Origin of the sequence: Methylibium sp. (assembly GCF_013817345.1) — a bacterium.
Classification (GTDB): Bacteria; Pseudomonadota; Gammaproteobacteria; order Burkholderiales; family Burkholderiaceae_C; genus Methylibium.
In genome coordinates, this window is record NZ_JACDCW010000013.1 from 1 (window position 1) to 15,644 (window position 15,644).

Annotated in this window: 13 protein-coding genes and 1 pseudogene; 6 read left to right on the forward strand and 8 right to left on the reverse strand. The window is 69.5% G+C overall.

Going from position 1 to position 15,644, the window contains the following annotated elements; all coding sequences use genetic code 11:
• The 8 genes and pseudogenes from H0W40_RS04015 to H0W40_RS04050 all read right to left on the reverse strand — a co-directional run.
• Positions 1 to 418, reverse strand: a pseudogene (locus H0W40_RS04015) (energy transducer TonB); the annotation flags it as partial.
• 55 nt (positions 419 to 473) lie between these two features.
• The gene (locus H0W40_RS04020) at positions 474 to 917 is read right to left on the reverse strand and encodes a biopolymer transporter ExbD (RefSeq protein WP_292443442.1); all 444 of its coding nucleotides are present in this window, start codon (positions 915 to 917) and stop codon (positions 474 to 476) included.
• A gap of 3 nt (positions 918 to 920) precedes the next feature.
• Positions 921 to 1,346, reverse strand: coding sequence for a biopolymer transporter ExbD (locus H0W40_RS04025; protein ID WP_292443583.1), 426 nt, complete (start codon positions 1,344 to 1,346; stop codon positions 921 to 923).
• Between the two features lie 88 nt (positions 1,347 to 1,434).
• Complete coding sequence (locus H0W40_RS04030; RefSeq protein WP_367153728.1) at positions 1,435 to 2,310, reverse strand: MotA/TolQ/ExbB proton channel family protein; 876 nt, start codon at positions 2,308 to 2,310, stop codon at positions 1,435 to 1,437.
• 141 nt (positions 2,311 to 2,451) lie between these two features.
• Positions 2,452 to 5,130, reverse strand: a complete 2,679-nt coding sequence (locus tag H0W40_RS04035; RefSeq protein WP_292443445.1) for a TonB-dependent receptor — start codon at positions 5,128 to 5,130, stop codon at positions 2,452 to 2,454.
• 4 nt (positions 5,131 to 5,134) lie between these two features.
• A complete protein-coding gene (locus H0W40_RS04040) occupies positions 5,135 to 6,145 on the reverse strand; it encodes an LD-carboxypeptidase (protein ID WP_292443447.1) in 1,011 nt (336 codons plus the stop codon).
• A complete protein-coding gene (gene tadA / locus H0W40_RS04045) occupies positions 6,145 to 6,753 on the reverse strand; it encodes a tRNA adenosine(34) deaminase TadA (protein WP_292443450.1) in 609 nt (202 codons plus the stop codon). Before tadA ends, H0W40_RS04040 begins: the two co-directional genes overlap by 1 nt.
• A 37-nt stretch (positions 6,754 to 6,790) precedes the next feature.
• Positions 6,791 to 7,021, reverse strand: coding sequence for a hypothetical protein (locus H0W40_RS04050; protein WP_292443452.1), 231 nt, complete (start codon positions 7,019 to 7,021; stop codon positions 6,791 to 6,793).
• Between the two features lie 189 nt (positions 7,022 to 7,210).
• Here H0W40_RS04050 and H0W40_RS04055 point away from each other — a divergent pair, with 189 nt between their 5' ends.
• The 6 genes from H0W40_RS04055 to H0W40_RS04080 all read left to right on the forward strand — a co-directional run bounded on the left by H0W40_RS04055 (position 7,211) and on the right by H0W40_RS04080 (position 15,639).
• On the forward strand, positions 7,211 to 8,770 hold the full coding sequence (locus H0W40_RS04055; protein WP_292443455.1) for a methyl-accepting chemotaxis protein: 1,560 nt from the start codon (positions 7,211 to 7,213) through the stop codon (positions 8,768 to 8,770).
• Positions 8,771 to 8,865: 95 nt separating this feature from the next.
• On the forward strand, positions 8,866 to 8,988 hold the full coding sequence (locus H0W40_RS04060) for a hypothetical protein (RefSeq protein WP_292443458.1): 123 nt from the start codon (positions 8,866 to 8,868) through the stop codon (positions 8,986 to 8,988).
• Positions 8,989 to 9,045: 57 nt separating this feature from the next.
• Positions 9,046 to 10,500, forward strand: a complete 1,455-nt coding sequence (locus H0W40_RS04065) for an HlyD family efflux transporter periplasmic adaptor subunit (protein WP_292443461.1) — start codon at positions 9,046 to 9,048, stop codon at positions 10,498 to 10,500.
• Positions 10,497 to 12,638 carry an HlyD family efflux transporter periplasmic adaptor subunit gene (locus H0W40_RS04070; RefSeq protein ID WP_292443464.1) on the forward strand — a complete coding sequence of 714 codons (2,142 nt, stop codon included), beginning with the start codon at positions 10,497 to 10,499 and terminating at the stop codon, positions 12,636 to 12,638. The genes H0W40_RS04065 and H0W40_RS04070 overlap by 4 nt, the downstream gene beginning before the upstream one ends.
• Before the next feature lie 73 nt (positions 12,639 to 12,711).
• The gene (locus H0W40_RS04075) at positions 12,712 to 14,718 is read left to right on the forward strand and encodes a hypothetical protein (protein WP_292443466.1); all 2,007 of its coding nucleotides are present in this window, start codon (positions 12,712 to 12,714) and stop codon (positions 14,716 to 14,718) included.
• A gap of 27 nt (positions 14,719 to 14,745) precedes the next feature.
• Entirely contained in the window at positions 14,746 to 15,639 is an 894-nt protein-coding gene (locus H0W40_RS04080; RefSeq protein WP_292443468.1) for an efflux RND transporter periplasmic adaptor subunit, read from the forward strand.
• The last annotated feature ends 5 nt before the right edge of the window (positions 15,640 to 15,644 follow it).

A 15,644-nucleotide genomic window follows, 5' to 3' on the forward strand; every position in this document is an offset into this window, starting at 1 on the left:
GCGGCGGCTCGATCTTGTATTCGATTGTCGGCGGCACGGGTGCCGGCGCCACCGTGATCGGCGGCGGGGCGGGCACCGGCGGCGGCTGGATCCTCGGCGGCGGCACGTAGGGCGGTGGCGGCGGCGGCTTGGGCGGCGGTGGTTTGGGAGGCGGCGGTGGCGGCTTGGGCGGTGGCGGCGGTGGCGGCTCCGGAGGCGGCGGCGCAGGGGGCAGCGGCGGCGGCGCGAGCGGCAATGGTGGCGGAGGCGGAGGCGGCTCGGCGATGATCTTCGCCTCGAGGGGCTTCTTGACCACTTCGACCATGTCGCGCGCCAGGCCCGACACCAGCGCGTAGAAGATGAACAGGTGCAGCACGACCACGGCCGCCAGGCCGATGAGGCGCCTCGATGCCGGTTGCCGCTGGTAGTTCAGATCCATGCCGAAGGTTTCATTGCGGCCCGGCGCAGCCGGGCATTGCCACACCCGGCCGCGCTCACGGCGCGAATTGCTCGCTGCCGACGATGCCGAACTTGGTGAGGCCCAGGCGCTGCACGCCGGCCATCACCGAGGCCACGGTTTCGTAGCGAGCCCCCCGGTCCGGGCGCAGGTGCAGCTCGGGCTGCGTCTCGAGCGGCAGCGCCGCCAGTTCGCGCAGCCGGGCGTCCACTTCCACCGGGCCCGCCAGCACCTCGCCGTTCCAGAACACACGGCTGCTCGCATCGATGTCGACCTTCACCACCTGCGGCTGCACCAGCGGCGGCGGTGGCGGGTTGCCGGCCGGCAGGGCCAGATTGACCGCGTGCAACTGGATCGGGATGGTGATGATCAGCATGATCAGCAGCACCAGCATCACGTCGATCAGCGGTGTGGTGTTGATGTCCATCATCACCTCGGGCTCGCCGTCGGCGCTGTTGCCGCTCGAGACGTTCATCGCCATCGCTCAGCCTCCCCTGGCCGGCGGCTCGGTGATGAAGGACACGCTGGTGATGCCGGCGAGCTGGCAGGCATAGACCACCCGGCCCACCGACTCGTAGCGTGCCGCATGGTCGCCGCGGATGTGCACTTCGGGCTGCGGCCGCATGACCGAAACCTTCTCCAGCCGCTGCACCAGAGCCTCGGTGCTGGACACGCGGGAGTCGTACCAGTAGATCGCGCCGCTGCGATCGACCGAGATGACGACGTTCTCGGGCCGGGTCTCGCGGATCTCGATCGCTTCCTTGGGCAGTTGCACCGCGATGGAGCTGGTGACGACCGGGATGGTGATCAGGAAGATGATCAGCAGCACCAGCATCACGTCGACGAGCGGCGTTGTGTTGATGGTCGAGACCACCTCGTCTTCCTCCCCGAACGGGGAGCCGGTCTGCATCGCCACGGGTCAGCCCTCGCCGGGCCGCCCCAAGAGAGCTGAGCGCCCCCTCGGGGGGCAGCGCTGAAGGCGCGTGGGGATCGTCATCTCAGCCTTTGAATTTCACCGAGGCCAGCAACACCGAATGCAGGTCGCTGCCGAAGGCGCGCACGTCGTCCATCGCCGCCTTGTTGCGGCGGACGAGCCAGTTGTAGCCGAGCACGGCCGGCACCGCCACGGCCAGACCGAGGGCGGTCATGATCAGTGCTTCGCCGACCGGGCCGGCCACCTTGTCGATCGAGGCTTGGCCGGCCACGCCGATGGCAGTGAGGGCGTGGTAGATGCCCCAGACCGTGCCGAACAGGCCGATGAAGGGCGCCGTGGAGCCGACCGTGGCCAGGAAGGCCAGGCCGTCCTGAAGGCGGCTCTGCACGCGTTCCATAGCGCGCTGGATCGACATCGTCACCCAGCTGTGCAAGTCCACGTGCTCGAACAGGCCCCCGTGCTTCTTGGTCGCCTCGATGCCTGCCTCGGCGATGAAACGAAAGGGACTGGCCTGCTCCAGCGTGTCGGCCCCCTGGCGCACCGTACCGGCGCTCCAGAAGCTCTTGGTGGCGAGCTTGGCCTGCCGCCCGATCTTGGCTTGCTCAATGACCTTGACGATAAGGATGTACCAGGTGCCCATCGACATGATCACGAGCACCAGCAGCACCGCCTTGGCCACGCCGTCGCTGGTACGCCAGAGCGATTCGAGACCGTAAGGATTGTCGATTGCCTCGGCGCCGTTGGGCGTGGCCGGCAAGCTCATGCGTGCCGCTGTCGCGGCGGCTGGCTTCGAGGCCGGAGGGGCCGCTTCGCTGGCCGCTCCAGGCGCGCTGGCGGGGGCCTGCGCCTGCACGTCACGAACGGTGATGCCGGCGGCGGTCGTCACGACGGCCATCGCCAACAGCAGCGCTGCCACGGGACGAGAAAACGAACGCAACATGAAGTCTCCGGTGAGCGCAAGGGTCGAAAAATCGAAAGGCGGCCTCTGCCGCCCGTGAGGAATGTACCGGAGCCGGGCCCTGCGTCGCGGAGGGTGTCGCCATAGGCCACCGTCGCGCGCTGCCATGCAGCGCTGCCCGCCTCAATCGAACTGCAGGTTGAGCCGCGCGTACAGCGCACGTCCGGTCGGATCGCTGAAGCGCGGGTCGTAGCCCGACTGGAAGGTCGAACCCTGGTTCGAATAGCGCGGATCGGTGTCGAACAGGTTGCGGATGCCGGCTGCGAGCGTGAGTGTGCGGGTCGGCGACCAGCCGCCGAACAGGTCCCAGAGCGAATAGGGCTCGACACGGTTGGCGAATTCGGGCTCGACCCGGTTCTCGTCCGCGTAGCCGCTTTGGTAGCGGTTGGTGATGCCGACGGACCAGCCGCCGGCGTCGAAGGCGGCGGTGACGGCGTGCTTCCAGCGGAAGATCGGCCGCACGTCGGCATAACGGCCGAGGTTGTTCGTGAAGTCCCCGCCGGGTTCGTTCTGGTAGTCGTAGCGGGTGATGTAGCTGCCGTTGAAGGCCAGCACGACCGCCCCCGCCCCGCTCACGGGCCGCCGATAGTTCGCCGACAGATCGATGCCGCTGGTGCGGATCTCGCCCAGGTTCTCCTGTGCGGCGATGATGAAGCCCGGGTCGTCGGCGAACGGGTCCAGCGTGCCGTCGGCACCGGGGCGGATGCGGTCGGCGTACTTCGCGGGATCGTCGAAGATGGCCGTCGCCGGAAACTCGCCGATCGAGTTGCGCAGTCGGATGAACCAGAAGTCCACGCCGGCGTTGAAGTGGCGGCTCGGCTCGTAGACGAAACCGAAGGTGAAATTCCTGGCCTTCTCCGGCTCGAGATCGCGGGTGCCGCCGATCTGGGCAAGGACGAACTGATTGCAGGCGGTCGCGGGGTCGGTGCCGGCGCTCGGCACGCCGCCGGGGCACAGCAAGGGATCGTTGTAGCCCCGCGAAAAGGTGAGGAAGCGCGGGCTGTAAAGCTCGTACAGCGAAGGCGCGCGAAACCCCGTGCTGTAGGTGGCGCGGGCCACGAGCGATGGCGCGGGCTGAAAGCGCACACCGAGTTTCGGGTTCGTGGTGCTGCCGAAATCGCTGTAGCGGTCGTGACGCAGGGCGATCGTGCCCTCCAACGTACTCAGCAGCGGCACGTTGAGTTCGCCGTACAGGGCCGAAATGCTGCGCTTGCCCGCGGCATCGGGGTCCGGGTTCGAGTCGATATCGAAGCCGATGCCGAAGGACTGCGAGACCACCGGCACGTTGATGTCATCGGTGAAGGACTCCCGGCGGTACTCCGCGCCCAGGGCCAGCGCGGCCGGCCTGCCGGCTCCCAGCCAGTCGCCCAGCTCGCGACCGATGCGCACGTCGACCGCCGACACCTTGCCCGTCGCGGTTCGCACATTGCCGCGCAGCCCCGCTGCGGCGAGGTAGGCCGCGCCCTCGGCGGTCTGTTCGCCGAAGGGGTTGAGGATGCCGCCCGCAACGCCCGCCGCAATCGCATCATCCTGTGTCCAGCCATCGGTCAGCGGATCGGTCAGCTTGCTTTCGTTGTAGGAAGCACCCAGGCGGTAATCCCAGCCCGCCGCCAGGCCGTCGAGCTCGAAGACAAGGCGCTGGGCGCGGTTGTGATTGGTCTGCGCTCGGCCACCGGCTGCCGCTGTGCGCCAGTCCAGATCGATCGGCTGGCCGGGATCGATGGCGAAGTTCACGGGTGCCGGCGTGATGCCGTTGCCGGGAAAAAAAGGCGAGCTCGAATCCAAGGTGAGCGGGCCCACGACGCCCGGGCTGACCACCGTGCGTACTTCGTTGCGCGTGAGGAAGTACTCGACCGAAGCCACCGTATCGCGGTTCAGCTTGAAAGACGCTTTGCCGAACAGCGAGGCTCGCTCCACTTCAGGCATGAGATCGACGAAAGGCGTGGGGTCGTACCTGCACAGCGGCTGCCCACTGCCCGTGTCGATGGAGCCGCCCTTGCCTACCGGCGCACAGCCCGGAAACGACGGATTGGCGCTGAATTCACCCTGGAAATAGTTGGCCGGCGTGGTGACCGACGAGGTGCCATCGACCCCGCGCTCGGGCCGAAACCCGCGTGAGCCGAAAGCACGCTGCTGCGAGTTGATGCGCTCGGTCTTCCGGTAATCGACGCTGCCCACGAAGTTGTAGCCGTCGCGCTCCAGTTCGCCGAATCCCACGCCCGCACTGATGCCGCGGCCGTCGCCGCCCGCGTGCTGCGGCACGGTCGCATCGAGCGAGAGCTTCGTGCCTGATTCGCCGCTTCGCGTGATGAAGTTGATGACGCCGCCGATTGCGTCCGTGCCGTAGAGCGCCGAAGCGCCGTCGCGCAGCACCTCCACCCTGTCGAGCGCCGCGAACGGGATCATGTTCAGGTCCGGCGCCGAGCTGTCGACCGCGTTGCTGGCGATGCGGCGTCCGTTGAGCAGCACCAGCGTCTTGTTTGCGCCGATGCCGCGCAGGTCGGCGAACGAAGCGCCGCCGGTGCCCAGCCCGATGACCTGGCTGGTGGTGAGGCTCGACTGGTTGAAAGGCAGGCGCTGCAGCACCTGCTCGACCGAGGTGATGCCCTCGCGCTCGAGGTCTTCCATTCGCAAAATAGTGACCGGCACGGCGGACTCGGCGTCGATCCGCCGGATCGCCGAGCCGGTGATCTCCACGCGCTCCAGCCGCTCGGCCGGCTGCGCGCGCACGGCGCCCGGCACGAGCCACACGATGCTCGCGAAGGCCGCCGCACTCGCGACAAACCGGATCGATCTGCCCATGAGGTCAATGAGCCCAACCGACCAGAGCGTCCCGGCGCTCGATGATCAACTGCACACGCCGCCCGACCGGCAGGCACACCTTGGTCGGCACGTGGCCGAAAGGCAAGCCGGTGAGGATCGGCGTGCGCGTGAGGCTGCGCAGTTGCGCCACCGCGGCGTTGAGGCCGTAGCCGCGGTCCAGCGGCGACTTGCGGAAGTCGCTGAAGCTGCCAAGCAGGACCGCCTTTTGCGCGTCGATCACGCCGGCCTGGTGAAGCTGCAGCAGCATGCGCTCCACGCGGTAGGGATGCTCGTTGACGTCTTCCAGAAACAGCACGCCGCCCTTGACGCGCGGCCAGTGCGGTGTGCCGAGCAGCGATAGCAGCACCGCAAGGTTGCCGCCCCAAAGCAAACCGCTGGTCTGGAGCCCGTCGAAGCCGGCTTCGGTGCGAAAGCCGACCGCCTCGAGCTGCCCGTGCATCGCCTCGACGAAGCAGCCCTCGGTGACTTCGTCGATCAGCGAAGCCGGCTTGCCGCCCTGCCTTTCGGCCGCCTCGGATACGCGGCCGAAGTCGTAGCAGGCCAGCGGGCCGGCCCAGGTGCTGCGCTTCGTGTGCGCCAGCACGGCGAGCTGGAAGGCGGTGCAGTCGCTGTGGCCGACCCAGCGCTTGCCGGCATCGATGGACTTCGCGATGAGTGCGTAGTCGATCCGGTCGAGCAGCCGCGTAAGGCCATAGCCGCCGCGTGCGGCCAAGGCAATGTCGCGTCCGTCACCGGCCACGCGGTGCAGCGCCGCGAGGCGCGAGTCGTCATCGCCGGCGAAGCGCTGATGGCCGGCCCGCGCCGCCTCGTCGAGCTGCGCATCGAAGCCGAGCTTGCGCAGGTGGCGCAGCGCGCGGGTCAACTCGGCGCCTCGCGTGACCCGGCCGGCGGGCGAATGGAGGGTGAGGCTCAGCACCGGAGCAGCGTCGTGACCGGGTTCGGGGGCCGGCTCGTGAGCATGCTCATGGGCGTGAAGGCGGGCGTGCTCGTGCATCAGTTGTCGGAATGTTGGCCGGGCAAGGTGTCCTGCATTTCGATCACTTCCACGATGTCGTAGTCGGGCTCCGCGTCCGACAACGCGACCGGCGCGGCGGCTTGCCCGCGCAAGGCGCGGGCCTGGGCGCGCCGCTCCGCGAAAAACTCGCGCAGCAGTGCGCCGCAGGGTTCGGCCAGCACGCCCGAGACGATCTCGGTATGGTGGTTCAGCTGCTTTTGCGCAAAGAGGTCGAGCACCGAGCCGGCCGCGCCGGTCTTCGGGTCGATCGCGCCGAACACCACGCGCTTGAAGCGCGCATGCAGCAAGGCCATCGCGCACATGGCACACGGCTCGAGCGTGACGTACAACTCGCACTCGGGCAGCCGGTAGTTGCCGAGCAACTGCGCGGCATGGCGCAGCGCCACGATTTCGGCGTGCGCGGTCGGGTCGTGGGTGGTGACGGGGCGGTTGTAGCCGGTGGCGACGACCTGGCGCACACCCTCGACGTCGCGCACGATGACCGCGCCGACCGGCACTTCGCCGACCAGCCACGCGTTGTGCGCCTGGTCGAGCGCCAGGCGCATGCCGGCTTCGTCGTGCAGCGCCTGCTCGGCTGGCTCGCTCATCGGCTCGCTCCCTGCACCGGCCGCATCGGCGTCGTTTTCATTGCTCGCCGCGCTCGATGCGCGCCGGCGCCTGCTGCATCAGCCGGTTCACGTCCTCGGTCACCTTGCGCTGCAGCTGCCGCGACTGCTGCACTGGCGTGCCGTCCGGCGCCGCGGCGCCGGCCTCGGATACGACCGGCCCCTGAACCGTCTGCAACTGCTTCTTCAGCAGCGAGCCCACGATCGCCAAGACCACCAGCAGACTCAACACACCGAATACCAAGCGCACGCTGCACCTCATTTCAATGTTTGCGGGTCGTCGCAATTCCGCACGAATGCTAGTCCATAGGTCTCGATAAAGACCGACGCCTGAACGCCCCGCGCAGAGCAGCCTCAAGTTCTGCGGCCGTCCGACGACAACACAAAAGCAACGGGCTGCCCGCAATGGCGCAGCCTCCCATCACTTCAGGAGAGCAGTATGAAGTCGATCCGTCACACCCTGACGCTGCTGATCGCGTCGAGCATCGTCGCCACCAGCGTGTTGACCGCCGTGTCGCTCAGAGGAGGCCACGCTTCGGACGCCGCCGTGCAGCGCACCTTCGTCGGCAAGGACGTCACCGCCGACATCCTGCCGCCGCCCATGTACCTGATCGAGCTGCGGCTGGTGCTGTCTCAAGCCGTGGAAGGCAGCATGCCGGCCGAGCGGGCCACCGCCGAGGCCGCCCGGCTCGAGAAGGAATACGCCGATCGGGTCGCCTACTGGAAGGCCAACCCGCCGTACGGGCTGCAGGCCAAACTGCTCGGGCACCAGCATGAAGCAGCCGGTCTTTTCATCAACGCCTCTCGCAAGGTGTTCGAGGCGATAACCGCCGGCGATGCCAGTGGGGCGCAGGCGGCCCTCACGCTCGCCGATGCCGCCTATCTGCAGCACCGTGCGGGTGTGGACGACACCGTCAAGGCCTCGACCGCCTTTGCCGGTGACGCCGCCTCCAGCTTTGCCGCCACGCTGAGCCGCGTCGCCTGGACACAGTGGATGGTGTTCGCAGTGTCTTCAGTACTGCTCGTCGCTTTGGGCGGGTGGGCGCGCCGATCGATCTGGTCCTCCGTGGGCGGCGAGCCGGCCCAGGCGGCGGCCATCGCCAACGCGGTCGCGGCCGGCGACCTGGCCGTTCACGTTGATTTAGCGCCCGGCGACACCACCAGCGTGATGGCCGCGCTGCAAAGCATGTGCGAGAGCCTCACGCGCGTCGTCGGCGCCGTGCGAACGAGCAGCGACTCCATCGCCACCGGCTCGCAACAGATCGCCAGCGGCAACACCGACCTGAGCCAGCGCACCGAGGAGCAGTCGGCCAACCTCCAGCAGACCGCGGCTTCGATGGAAGAGCTGAGCTCGGCCGTGAAAAGCACCGCCGAAGCCGCCCGCCGCGCCACCGACCTGGCGAGCGCTGCCAGCGCCGCGGCCACGCAGGGCGGCGAAGTGGTTCACCGGGTGGTCTCGACCATGGACGAGATCGCGCAGAGCTCCAGGAAGATCGGCGAGATCGTCGGCGTGATCGACGCGATCGCTTTCCAGACCAACATCCTCGCCCTGAATGCGGCGGTCGAGGCGGCCCGTGCCGGGGACCAGGGACGCGGTTTCGCCGTCGTGGCGAGCGAGGTGCGCGCCCTGGCCCAGCGAAGCGCCGATTCGGCCAGGGAGATCAAGAGTCTGATCGGATCGAGCGTGCAGTGCGTGCAGGCCGGCTCGGTGCTCGTCGGTGAGGCGGGCAGCCACATGGTCGACATCGTCGGCCAAGTTCAGCGCGTGGCGGCGCTCGTGGCGGAGATCGGCAACGCAAGTGCCGAGCAGACCTCCGGCATCGGCCAGGTCAGCACGGCGGTCACGCAGTTGGACCAGGTGACGCAGAAGAACGCCGCGCTGGTGGAGGAATCGGGTGCGGCGGCCGAGAGCTTGCGTGACCAGGCCCGGCAGCTCGTTGCAGCGGTCGGCGCGTTCAGGCTCGGCAACACCGCCACGGCGGCGATGCACGGCGCGTAGGCGGTCTGCCGACGCGCAGGAACGCCTGCGACTCGGGCCGGCAAAGCGCCGGCTCTTCGGCGTGCGACGCTGCTGAATGCCAAGCTGTTCACACCTTGGTGCTGCGTTACGCGGCGCTACGGGCTGACCCGGTGCTCAGCAGCCTGCGCCAGTGGGACGATGTGCCCAACATTGATGCCTCTGTTTCGCCGATCTTCCACGCGGAGACGGCGCAATGATGCGCACACAGTGCCGCAGATCATGTTGTTCCTGCGCTGTATTCGAGACCTGAAGTAATGAACCTCGAAGAAGTCGCTCGCCAGCGGACCGTGCCACGTGCACCGACGCCTGCCGAGCTTGCGCCCCAGCCCTCACGGCTTTCCCGCAGCGGCGCCGTGCTGGCGTTGCAGGCGCGCGCCTTGTGCCATGAACGCTTTCATGCGTCGGCCACCGCCGTGGCCACCGAACTCGCGCTCATGCTCGGCTGCGAACGCGTCAGCATCGGCTTTCTCCACAGGGAGCGGGCGCGCGTCGGCGTGGTGTCGAACGCCGCTGACATCCGCGAGCAGCAAGCCATCGTGCGCGCCATCGCTGCGGCCATGGACGAAGCGATCGATCAGGGCGCCGTGATCGTGCACCCGCTGCCGGGCGGCAGTTCGCCCTCGGTATCGCTTGCGCACGCCGAGCTGACCCGCAAGAACGGCAATGCCTCGATCTGCACCGTGCCGATCATCGGCCGTGGACGTGGGCGCGGCCGCATGCTCGGCGCCATCGTGTTCGAGCGGCGAGACGGCTTCGACGCTCGCGCGGTGGAGATCGCGAAAGACGCCGCCACCTTCGTGGGCCCGGTGCTCGAACTCAAGCACCGGCTCGACCAGCCGATCGGCACGCGCATCGCCCGGGCGGTCGCGCCGCGCGGCGAGCACGCGGGCCCCTTCCAACCGGCCGCCTGGCATGTCGGGCTCGCGCTCATCGCCCTCGGCCTGCTCGTCGCCGCGCTGTGGCCGTCGACGTTCCGGGTCGTCGCACCGGCCAGGGTCGAGGGCGAAGGCCAACGCATCATTTCGGCGCCGGTCGACGGCTTCGTGCGTTCGTCGGCGCTGCGCCCCGGCGCGCCGGTCAAGGCCGGACAGGTGCTGGCAACGCTCGAGGACCATGAACTCGCGCTCGAACGCGAGAAGTGGAACGCCGAAAGCGAGCAGCTCGACAAGCAGTACCGCGAGGCCCTCAGCCAGGACGACGCAGCGCAGATCGTCATCTCGCGCTCCAAGCTCGAGCAGGCGCAGGTGCAGCTCGCCCTCGTCGAGAGCCAGCTCGATCGTGCGCAGCTCAAGGCGCCGTTCGACGGCGTGCTGGTTTCGGGCGACCTGAGCCAGTCGGTCGGCATGCCTGTGATACGTGGGCAGGAATTGATGACGGTGGCGCCGGACAACTCCTTTCGCATCGTCGCCGAAGTGGACGAACAGGACATCGGCGCACTGCGCGAAGGCCAGCGCGCACGGGTGATGTTCGGCGCGCTGTCGAGCCGCCCGGTGCAGATCACCGTGACGCGCATCGCGCCGGTCGCCGCGCCGCTGGACGGGCGCAACGTGTTCGAGGTCGACGGCCGCATCGAAGGCTCCGCCGAGGCGCTGCGCCCAGGCTTGCGCGGTGTCGCCCGCATAGAGATCGCTCGCCATTCGCTCGGCTGGGTGTGGTGGCCCCGCACGAGCGACTGGATGCGGCGCACCTTGTGGCGGGTGCTGGGGTGAGCGTCCGCGAGCCGCTGCTCTCGCACGACTGGTACCGCGTCGCCGCCATGCGGCCGCGGCTGCGCAGCGGCGTGCGGGTGTCGCGCCAGCGGGTGCGCGGAGAGACCTGGTACGTGCTGTCGGACCCTGTTTCGGGTCGGCATCACCGTTTCAACGACATTGCCTACGCCCTGATCGGCTCTTGCGATGGGCACGCCACGCTCGACGACGTGTGGACCGCGCGCGTGAGCGCCGAAGGCAATGCCGCGCCCTCGCAGGCCGAGGCCATCCGCATCGTCGCTCAGGCCTTTGCGGCCAACCTCTTCATCGGCGACATCGCGCCCGACGCAGCGGCGCTCATCAAGGCACACGTGCGCACGCGGTCGCGGCGCCGGCGCGGGCAGATCAACCCGCTCGCCTTTCGGGTGCCGCTGTGGAATCCCGACCGCTTCCTGTCCGCCCACGTCGACCGGGTCGGTTGGCTGTTCAGCCTCGGCGCGCGTATTGCCGTCGGCCTGCTGATCGCCATCGGCGCGCTGTTGCTGGCGGTCAACGCCGGTGCGGTGAGCGACTTCGCCCACCGCGAACTCGGCAGCGGCCGCATGCTGCTGATGATGTGGCTGACCTACCCCCTGATGAAGGCGCTGCACGAAATGGCGCACGCCTTCGCCGTGAAGGTGCATGGCGGCGACGTGCACGAAATCGGCATCACGCTGTTGATGCTGACGCCGGTGCCGTATGTCGATGCGTCGGCATCCATCGCCTTCGACAAGCGGCGCCGCATCGGCGTGGCGGCGGCCGGCATCGTGGTCGAGGCCGTGCTCGCCAGTCTGGCGCTGATGTTGTGGCTTGCGCTCGAGCCGGGACTCGCCAAGGAGTTCGCATTCGCGGTGGTGTTCGTCGGCGCGCTGTCCACCGTCGTCGTCAACGGCAACCCGCTGCTGCGCTTCGACGGCTACTACGTGCTGTGCGACGCCGCCGAACTGCCCAACCTCGGGGTGCGCAGCACGCGCTACTGGCAATACCTGGTCAAGCGCCGGCTGCTGCGGTTGCGCCATGTGCGCTTCGGCGGCCGAGCGCGCGGCGAGCGGCCTTGGCTGCTCGCTTACGCGCCGCTGTCGTGGGCTTACCGCACCGCCATGATCGCGCTGCTGGCGGTGTTGGCGGCCGAATGGAGTGCCACTCTCGGGCTTGTGGTGCTGGCGCTGGGCGTGTGGTGGGTGCTGCTCAAGCCCGCCTTCGCCGCCCTGCGCTGGGTGGCGCAGTCGGGCGAGGCGCGAGGCCATCGGCCGCGTGCCGCGTTCGCGGCGCTGGCGGCGTTTGCCGCACTCGGCGCCCTCGGCCTCGGGTTGCCCCTGCCGCAGCGCACCCTCGCGCCCGGCGTGGTCTGGTTGCCCGACGACGCTCTGGTGCGGCTCGGCAGCGACGGCTTCGTCGAGCAGTTCCTGGTCCGCGACGGCGATGCCGTCGAGGTCGGCACGCCCATCGCACGCCTGAGGAACGAGCTGCTCCAAGTGGATCTGGCGCGTGCCGAATCGCTGCTCGCACGCCAACAGGTCGAACGCTCGCTCCACTTCGAATTCGACGCCCGTCGCGCCGCCGCGGCCCTGGACCAGCTGACGCAGCTCAGCGCGGAGCGCGACCGTCTGCGCGAGCGCCTGGACTCGCTGACCGTGCGCGCCGCCATCGCCGGGCGGGTGGTGATCGATCCCCGGCGCGTCGTGGTCGGGCAGTACCTGCCGCAGGGCGAACTGATCGCCCAGGTGCTGCCGGGTGGCGCACCGCTGGTGCGCGCTTTGGTGCGCAACGAAGACATCGCGCTGGTCCGCGAGCGGCCGGGCACGATCACCGTGCAGCTCGCGCACGCCGGCGGCGACGCGCTGCCTGCCACGTTCGACCGCGCCGTGCCCAGGGCCTCGGCCGAGCTGCCCACGCCGGCGCTCGGCGAAGCGTCCGGCGGCAGCATCGCGCTCGACACCAACGACGCCAGCGGGCGCACCGCGCGCGAGCCGCGTTTTTCGGTCGACCTCGAGCTCGACGCCGGCACCGACGCGCGCATCGGCGCCCGCGCCCTGGTCACCTTCCGCCACGGTGAAGCGAGCGCGGCAGAGCTGGCGGCTCGTTTCGTGCGTCTGTCCTTCCTGCGGCACTTCGAATGATGCGCACCGCCAGAACTCCGACAAGGCGCTCGCGTCCGCACGTGGAGCCGGCGCAAACCGCCCGGAACGTCCGATGAGTCACGCAGCGCTTCCCTCGCGCGGCCTGGCTTTCGGCGAGTACCCGCAACGCGTCGGCGCCGGCGACGCCGCCGCGTTCGAAGGTGCGCGGCGCTGGGTGTTCAGCCACTTCGCCCGCCCGACTGCGGCGCGACTGCCGGACGGCGTCGCGCAATCTTTGGGCGCGGCCCGCAAGCGGCTGCGCGGGCTCGACGCAGCGATGTTCAAGTGCGAGACCGACACGCTCCGGCAGCGCCTGCGCCGCCACGGCCTCGACGCCGAAACGGCCGGCGCAGCGCTCGCACTGGCCGGCGAGGCGATGGCGCGAACGCTCGGCAAGACGCCCTACGACACGCAAACGCATGCCGCCTGGCTGATGCTGAACGGCCGCCTGGTCGAGATGGCCACCGGCGAAGGCAAGACGCTCGCCACGGCGCTGGCCGCCGCAGTGGCCGCCCTCGGCGGCGCGCCGGTGCACGTGCTGACCGCCAACGACTACCTCGTCCGGCGCGACCGGCAAGACCTCGAGCCCTTCTACGCCACGCTGTCCCTGAGCTGCGACTGCATCACCGGCGGCATGGCCGCAGGCGCGCACGCGCAGGCCTGGCAACGCGACATCGTCTACACCACCGCGCGCGAGCTGGTTTTCGACTACTTGCGCGACCACCTCGTCCTGCGTGGCGAGCGCGATGCACGCGTGCTGCGGGCACACGCGATCGCCGCTGCGGACGAGGGCGCCGCCGGCACGGCCGCCGCTACGCCCGCTCTGCCCGGCCTGTGCCTGTGCTTCATCGATGAAGCCGACAGCCTCCTGCTCGACGAGGCCGTGGTGCCGCTCATCATCTCGGCGCCGACGCAAGCGCTCGACGCCGATGCCTACCGCCGTGCCTACGAGATCTCGTGCACTCTGCAGCGCGAGCGTGACTACACGCTCGTGCCAGCGCGCCGCGCCCTGGTGCTCACCGACGCCGGGCGCGGCCGCGTGAGCGCGGCGGTCGAGGGCGCCGGCGGCGTGCTGGCACCGGCGCGCCGCGCCTGCGAGCTGATCGAGGCCGCGCTCGCAGCGCGGCTGCTCTACCGTCGCGACCGCGAGTACGCGGTGGCCGGCGGCAAGCTGCAATTGATCGACGAGCTCACCGGCCGCATTGCCGAAGGCCGCCAATGGCAGGGCGCGCTGCAACCCATGGTCGAGCTCAAGGAAGGTTTGGCGCCGAGCCTGCCGACCGCCACCGCCGCACAGATCACCTACCAGCGCTTCTTTCCCCGCTATCTGCGGCTCGGCGGCATGAGCGGCAGCCTGCTCGAATCGCGTCACGAACTGCGTCTGCTGTACGGCGCGCCAGTGGTGCGCGTGCCGCTCGCCAAGCCGAGCCGCAGGCGCTGGCTCGGGCTGAGCGTCTGCGTTGATGCCGCGCACAAGTGGAGCGCGGTGCTGCATTCGGTTCGCAAGCACGCCGGCGCGGGCCGGCCGGTGCTCGTGGGCACCGACAGCGTGGCCGATTCGGCGCAGCTCTCGGCACTGCTGCAAAGCCACGGCGTGCGCCACCAGCTCCTGAACGCCACACAAGACGCCGCCGAGGCCGAGCGCATCGCCCTTGCCGGCACGGCGGCCATGGTGACGGTCGCCACCAACATCGCCGGGCGCGGCACCGATATCCGGCTCGACGCGGCGGCCGCAGTGAACGGCGGGCTGCATGTGATCGCGACCATGCGCAACCGCTCTCGCCGCATCGACCGCCAGCTCATCGGCCGCGCCGCGCGCAACGGCGACCCCGGCTCGGCCGAGGCCGTGCTTGCGCTCGACGACGCGCTGCTGGCGCGCGTGTGGCCCGCCGCGCTCTTGCGCGCAGTGGCCGCTTGCGCGCACGGCCCCCGGCACGAGCTGCCGATGTGGCTTGCGCGGCCCCTGTTCACGGTGGCGCAGCGCGTCACCGAATGGCGCGACCGCGGGCAGCGGCGTGATCTACGCCACGCCGACCAGCGCGCCGCGGAGCTCTACGGCTTCAGCGGCGGCACCGAATGACGAAGACTTTCTAGTGGAGAAGTAACGATGTACCACGCTCTCATTGCCGCCGCGCTCACCGTGCTGGCCGGCGCTGCCAACGCGCAGACCTCGTCGGTCCCTGCCGTCGGGCTCGACTGCATGATCCAGCCGCACCAGATCGTGCAGGTCGGCAGCCCTGCGCCCGGCGTGATCCACAGCATCGCGGTCGATCGGGGGGACCTCGTCGAGCTCGGCCAACCGATCGTGCAGCTCAATGCGTCGCTGGAGCGCGCCGCCCTCGCCGTGGCGCGAGAGCGCGCGGCGCACAGCGGCGAGGCAACGGTCGCGACCAGCTCGCAGGAACTCGCGCAGCGCGAACTGCAGCGCACGAGCGAGCTGTACCAGCAGAACTTCGTCAGCAAGACCTACCTCGACCGGCAGCACGCGGAAGCCCAGGTCGCGGGCGGGCGCACCGACCAGGCGCGCGAGAAGCGCAAGCTCGCCGTGCGCGAGCTTGAATTCGCCGCCGCGCAGCTCGAGCAGCGCACGATCCGCGCACCCATGGCGGGCGTGGTCGTCGAACGCTTCCTGTCGCCGGGCGAGTATGTCGAGCAAAAGCCCGTGCTGCGCATCGCGGCGATCGACCCGCTGCGCGTCGATGTGCTGGTGCCGGCCGCGGCCTTTGGCCAGATCGAACCGGGCATGACGGGCACCGTCGTGCCGGAGCTGTTCAACCGCAGCCTGCACGTCGCCACGGTGAAAACCGTGGACCGCGTGATCGACGCCGCCAGCAACACCTTTCGCGTGCGGCTCGAGCTGCCCAACCCGAGCGGCCGCCTGCCGGCCGGCCTGCGCTGCAAGGTCGATCTGGGCATCGAGTTGCCCGAGTCGGTGGCGCGCAGCGCCAGAGCCGTGCCCACCCAGCTCGGCACCGTGACGCCGACCGTGCTGCGCCGCTGAACGCG

Excerpts from the sequence above, each read along its gene's own strand:
- H0W40_RS04020 (WP_292443442.1), bottom strand. The coding sequence starts at position 917 with ATGGCGATGAACGTCTCGAGCGGCAACAGCGCCGACGGCGAGCCCGAG.
- H0W40_RS04025 (WP_292443583.1), bottom strand. The coding sequence starts at position 1,346 with ATGCAGACCGGCTCCCCGTTCGGGGAGGAAGACGAGGTGGTCTCGACC.
- H0W40_RS04030 (WP_367153728.1), bottom strand. The coding sequence starts at position 2,310 with ATGTTGCGTTCGTTTTCTCGTCCCGTGGCAGCGCTGCTGTTGGCGATG.
- H0W40_RS04035 (WP_292443445.1), bottom strand. The coding sequence starts at position 5,130 with ATGGGCAGATCGATCCGGTTTGTCGCGAGTGCGGCGGCCTTCGCGAGC.
- H0W40_RS04040 (WP_292443447.1), bottom strand. The coding sequence starts at position 6,145 with ATGCACGAGCACGCCCGCCTTCACGCCCATGAGCATGCTCACGAGCCG.
- tadA (WP_292443450.1), bottom strand. The coding sequence starts at position 6,753 with ATGAGCGAGCCAGCCGAGCAGGCGCTGCACGACGAAGCCGGCATGCGC.
- H0W40_RS04055 (WP_292443455.1), top strand. The coding sequence starts at position 7,211 with ATGAAGTCGATCCGTCACACCCTGACGCTGCTGATCGCGTCGAGCATC.
- H0W40_RS04065 (WP_292443461.1), top strand. The coding sequence starts at position 9,046 with ATGAACCTCGAAGAAGTCGCTCGCCAGCGGACCGTGCCACGTGCACCG.
- H0W40_RS04075 (WP_292443466.1), top strand. The coding sequence starts at position 12,712 with ATGAGTCACGCAGCGCTTCCCTCGCGCGGCCTGGCTTTCGGCGAGTAC.
- H0W40_RS04080 (WP_292443468.1), top strand. The coding sequence starts at position 14,746 with ATGTACCACGCTCTCATTGCCGCCGCGCTCACCGTGCTGGCCGGCGCT.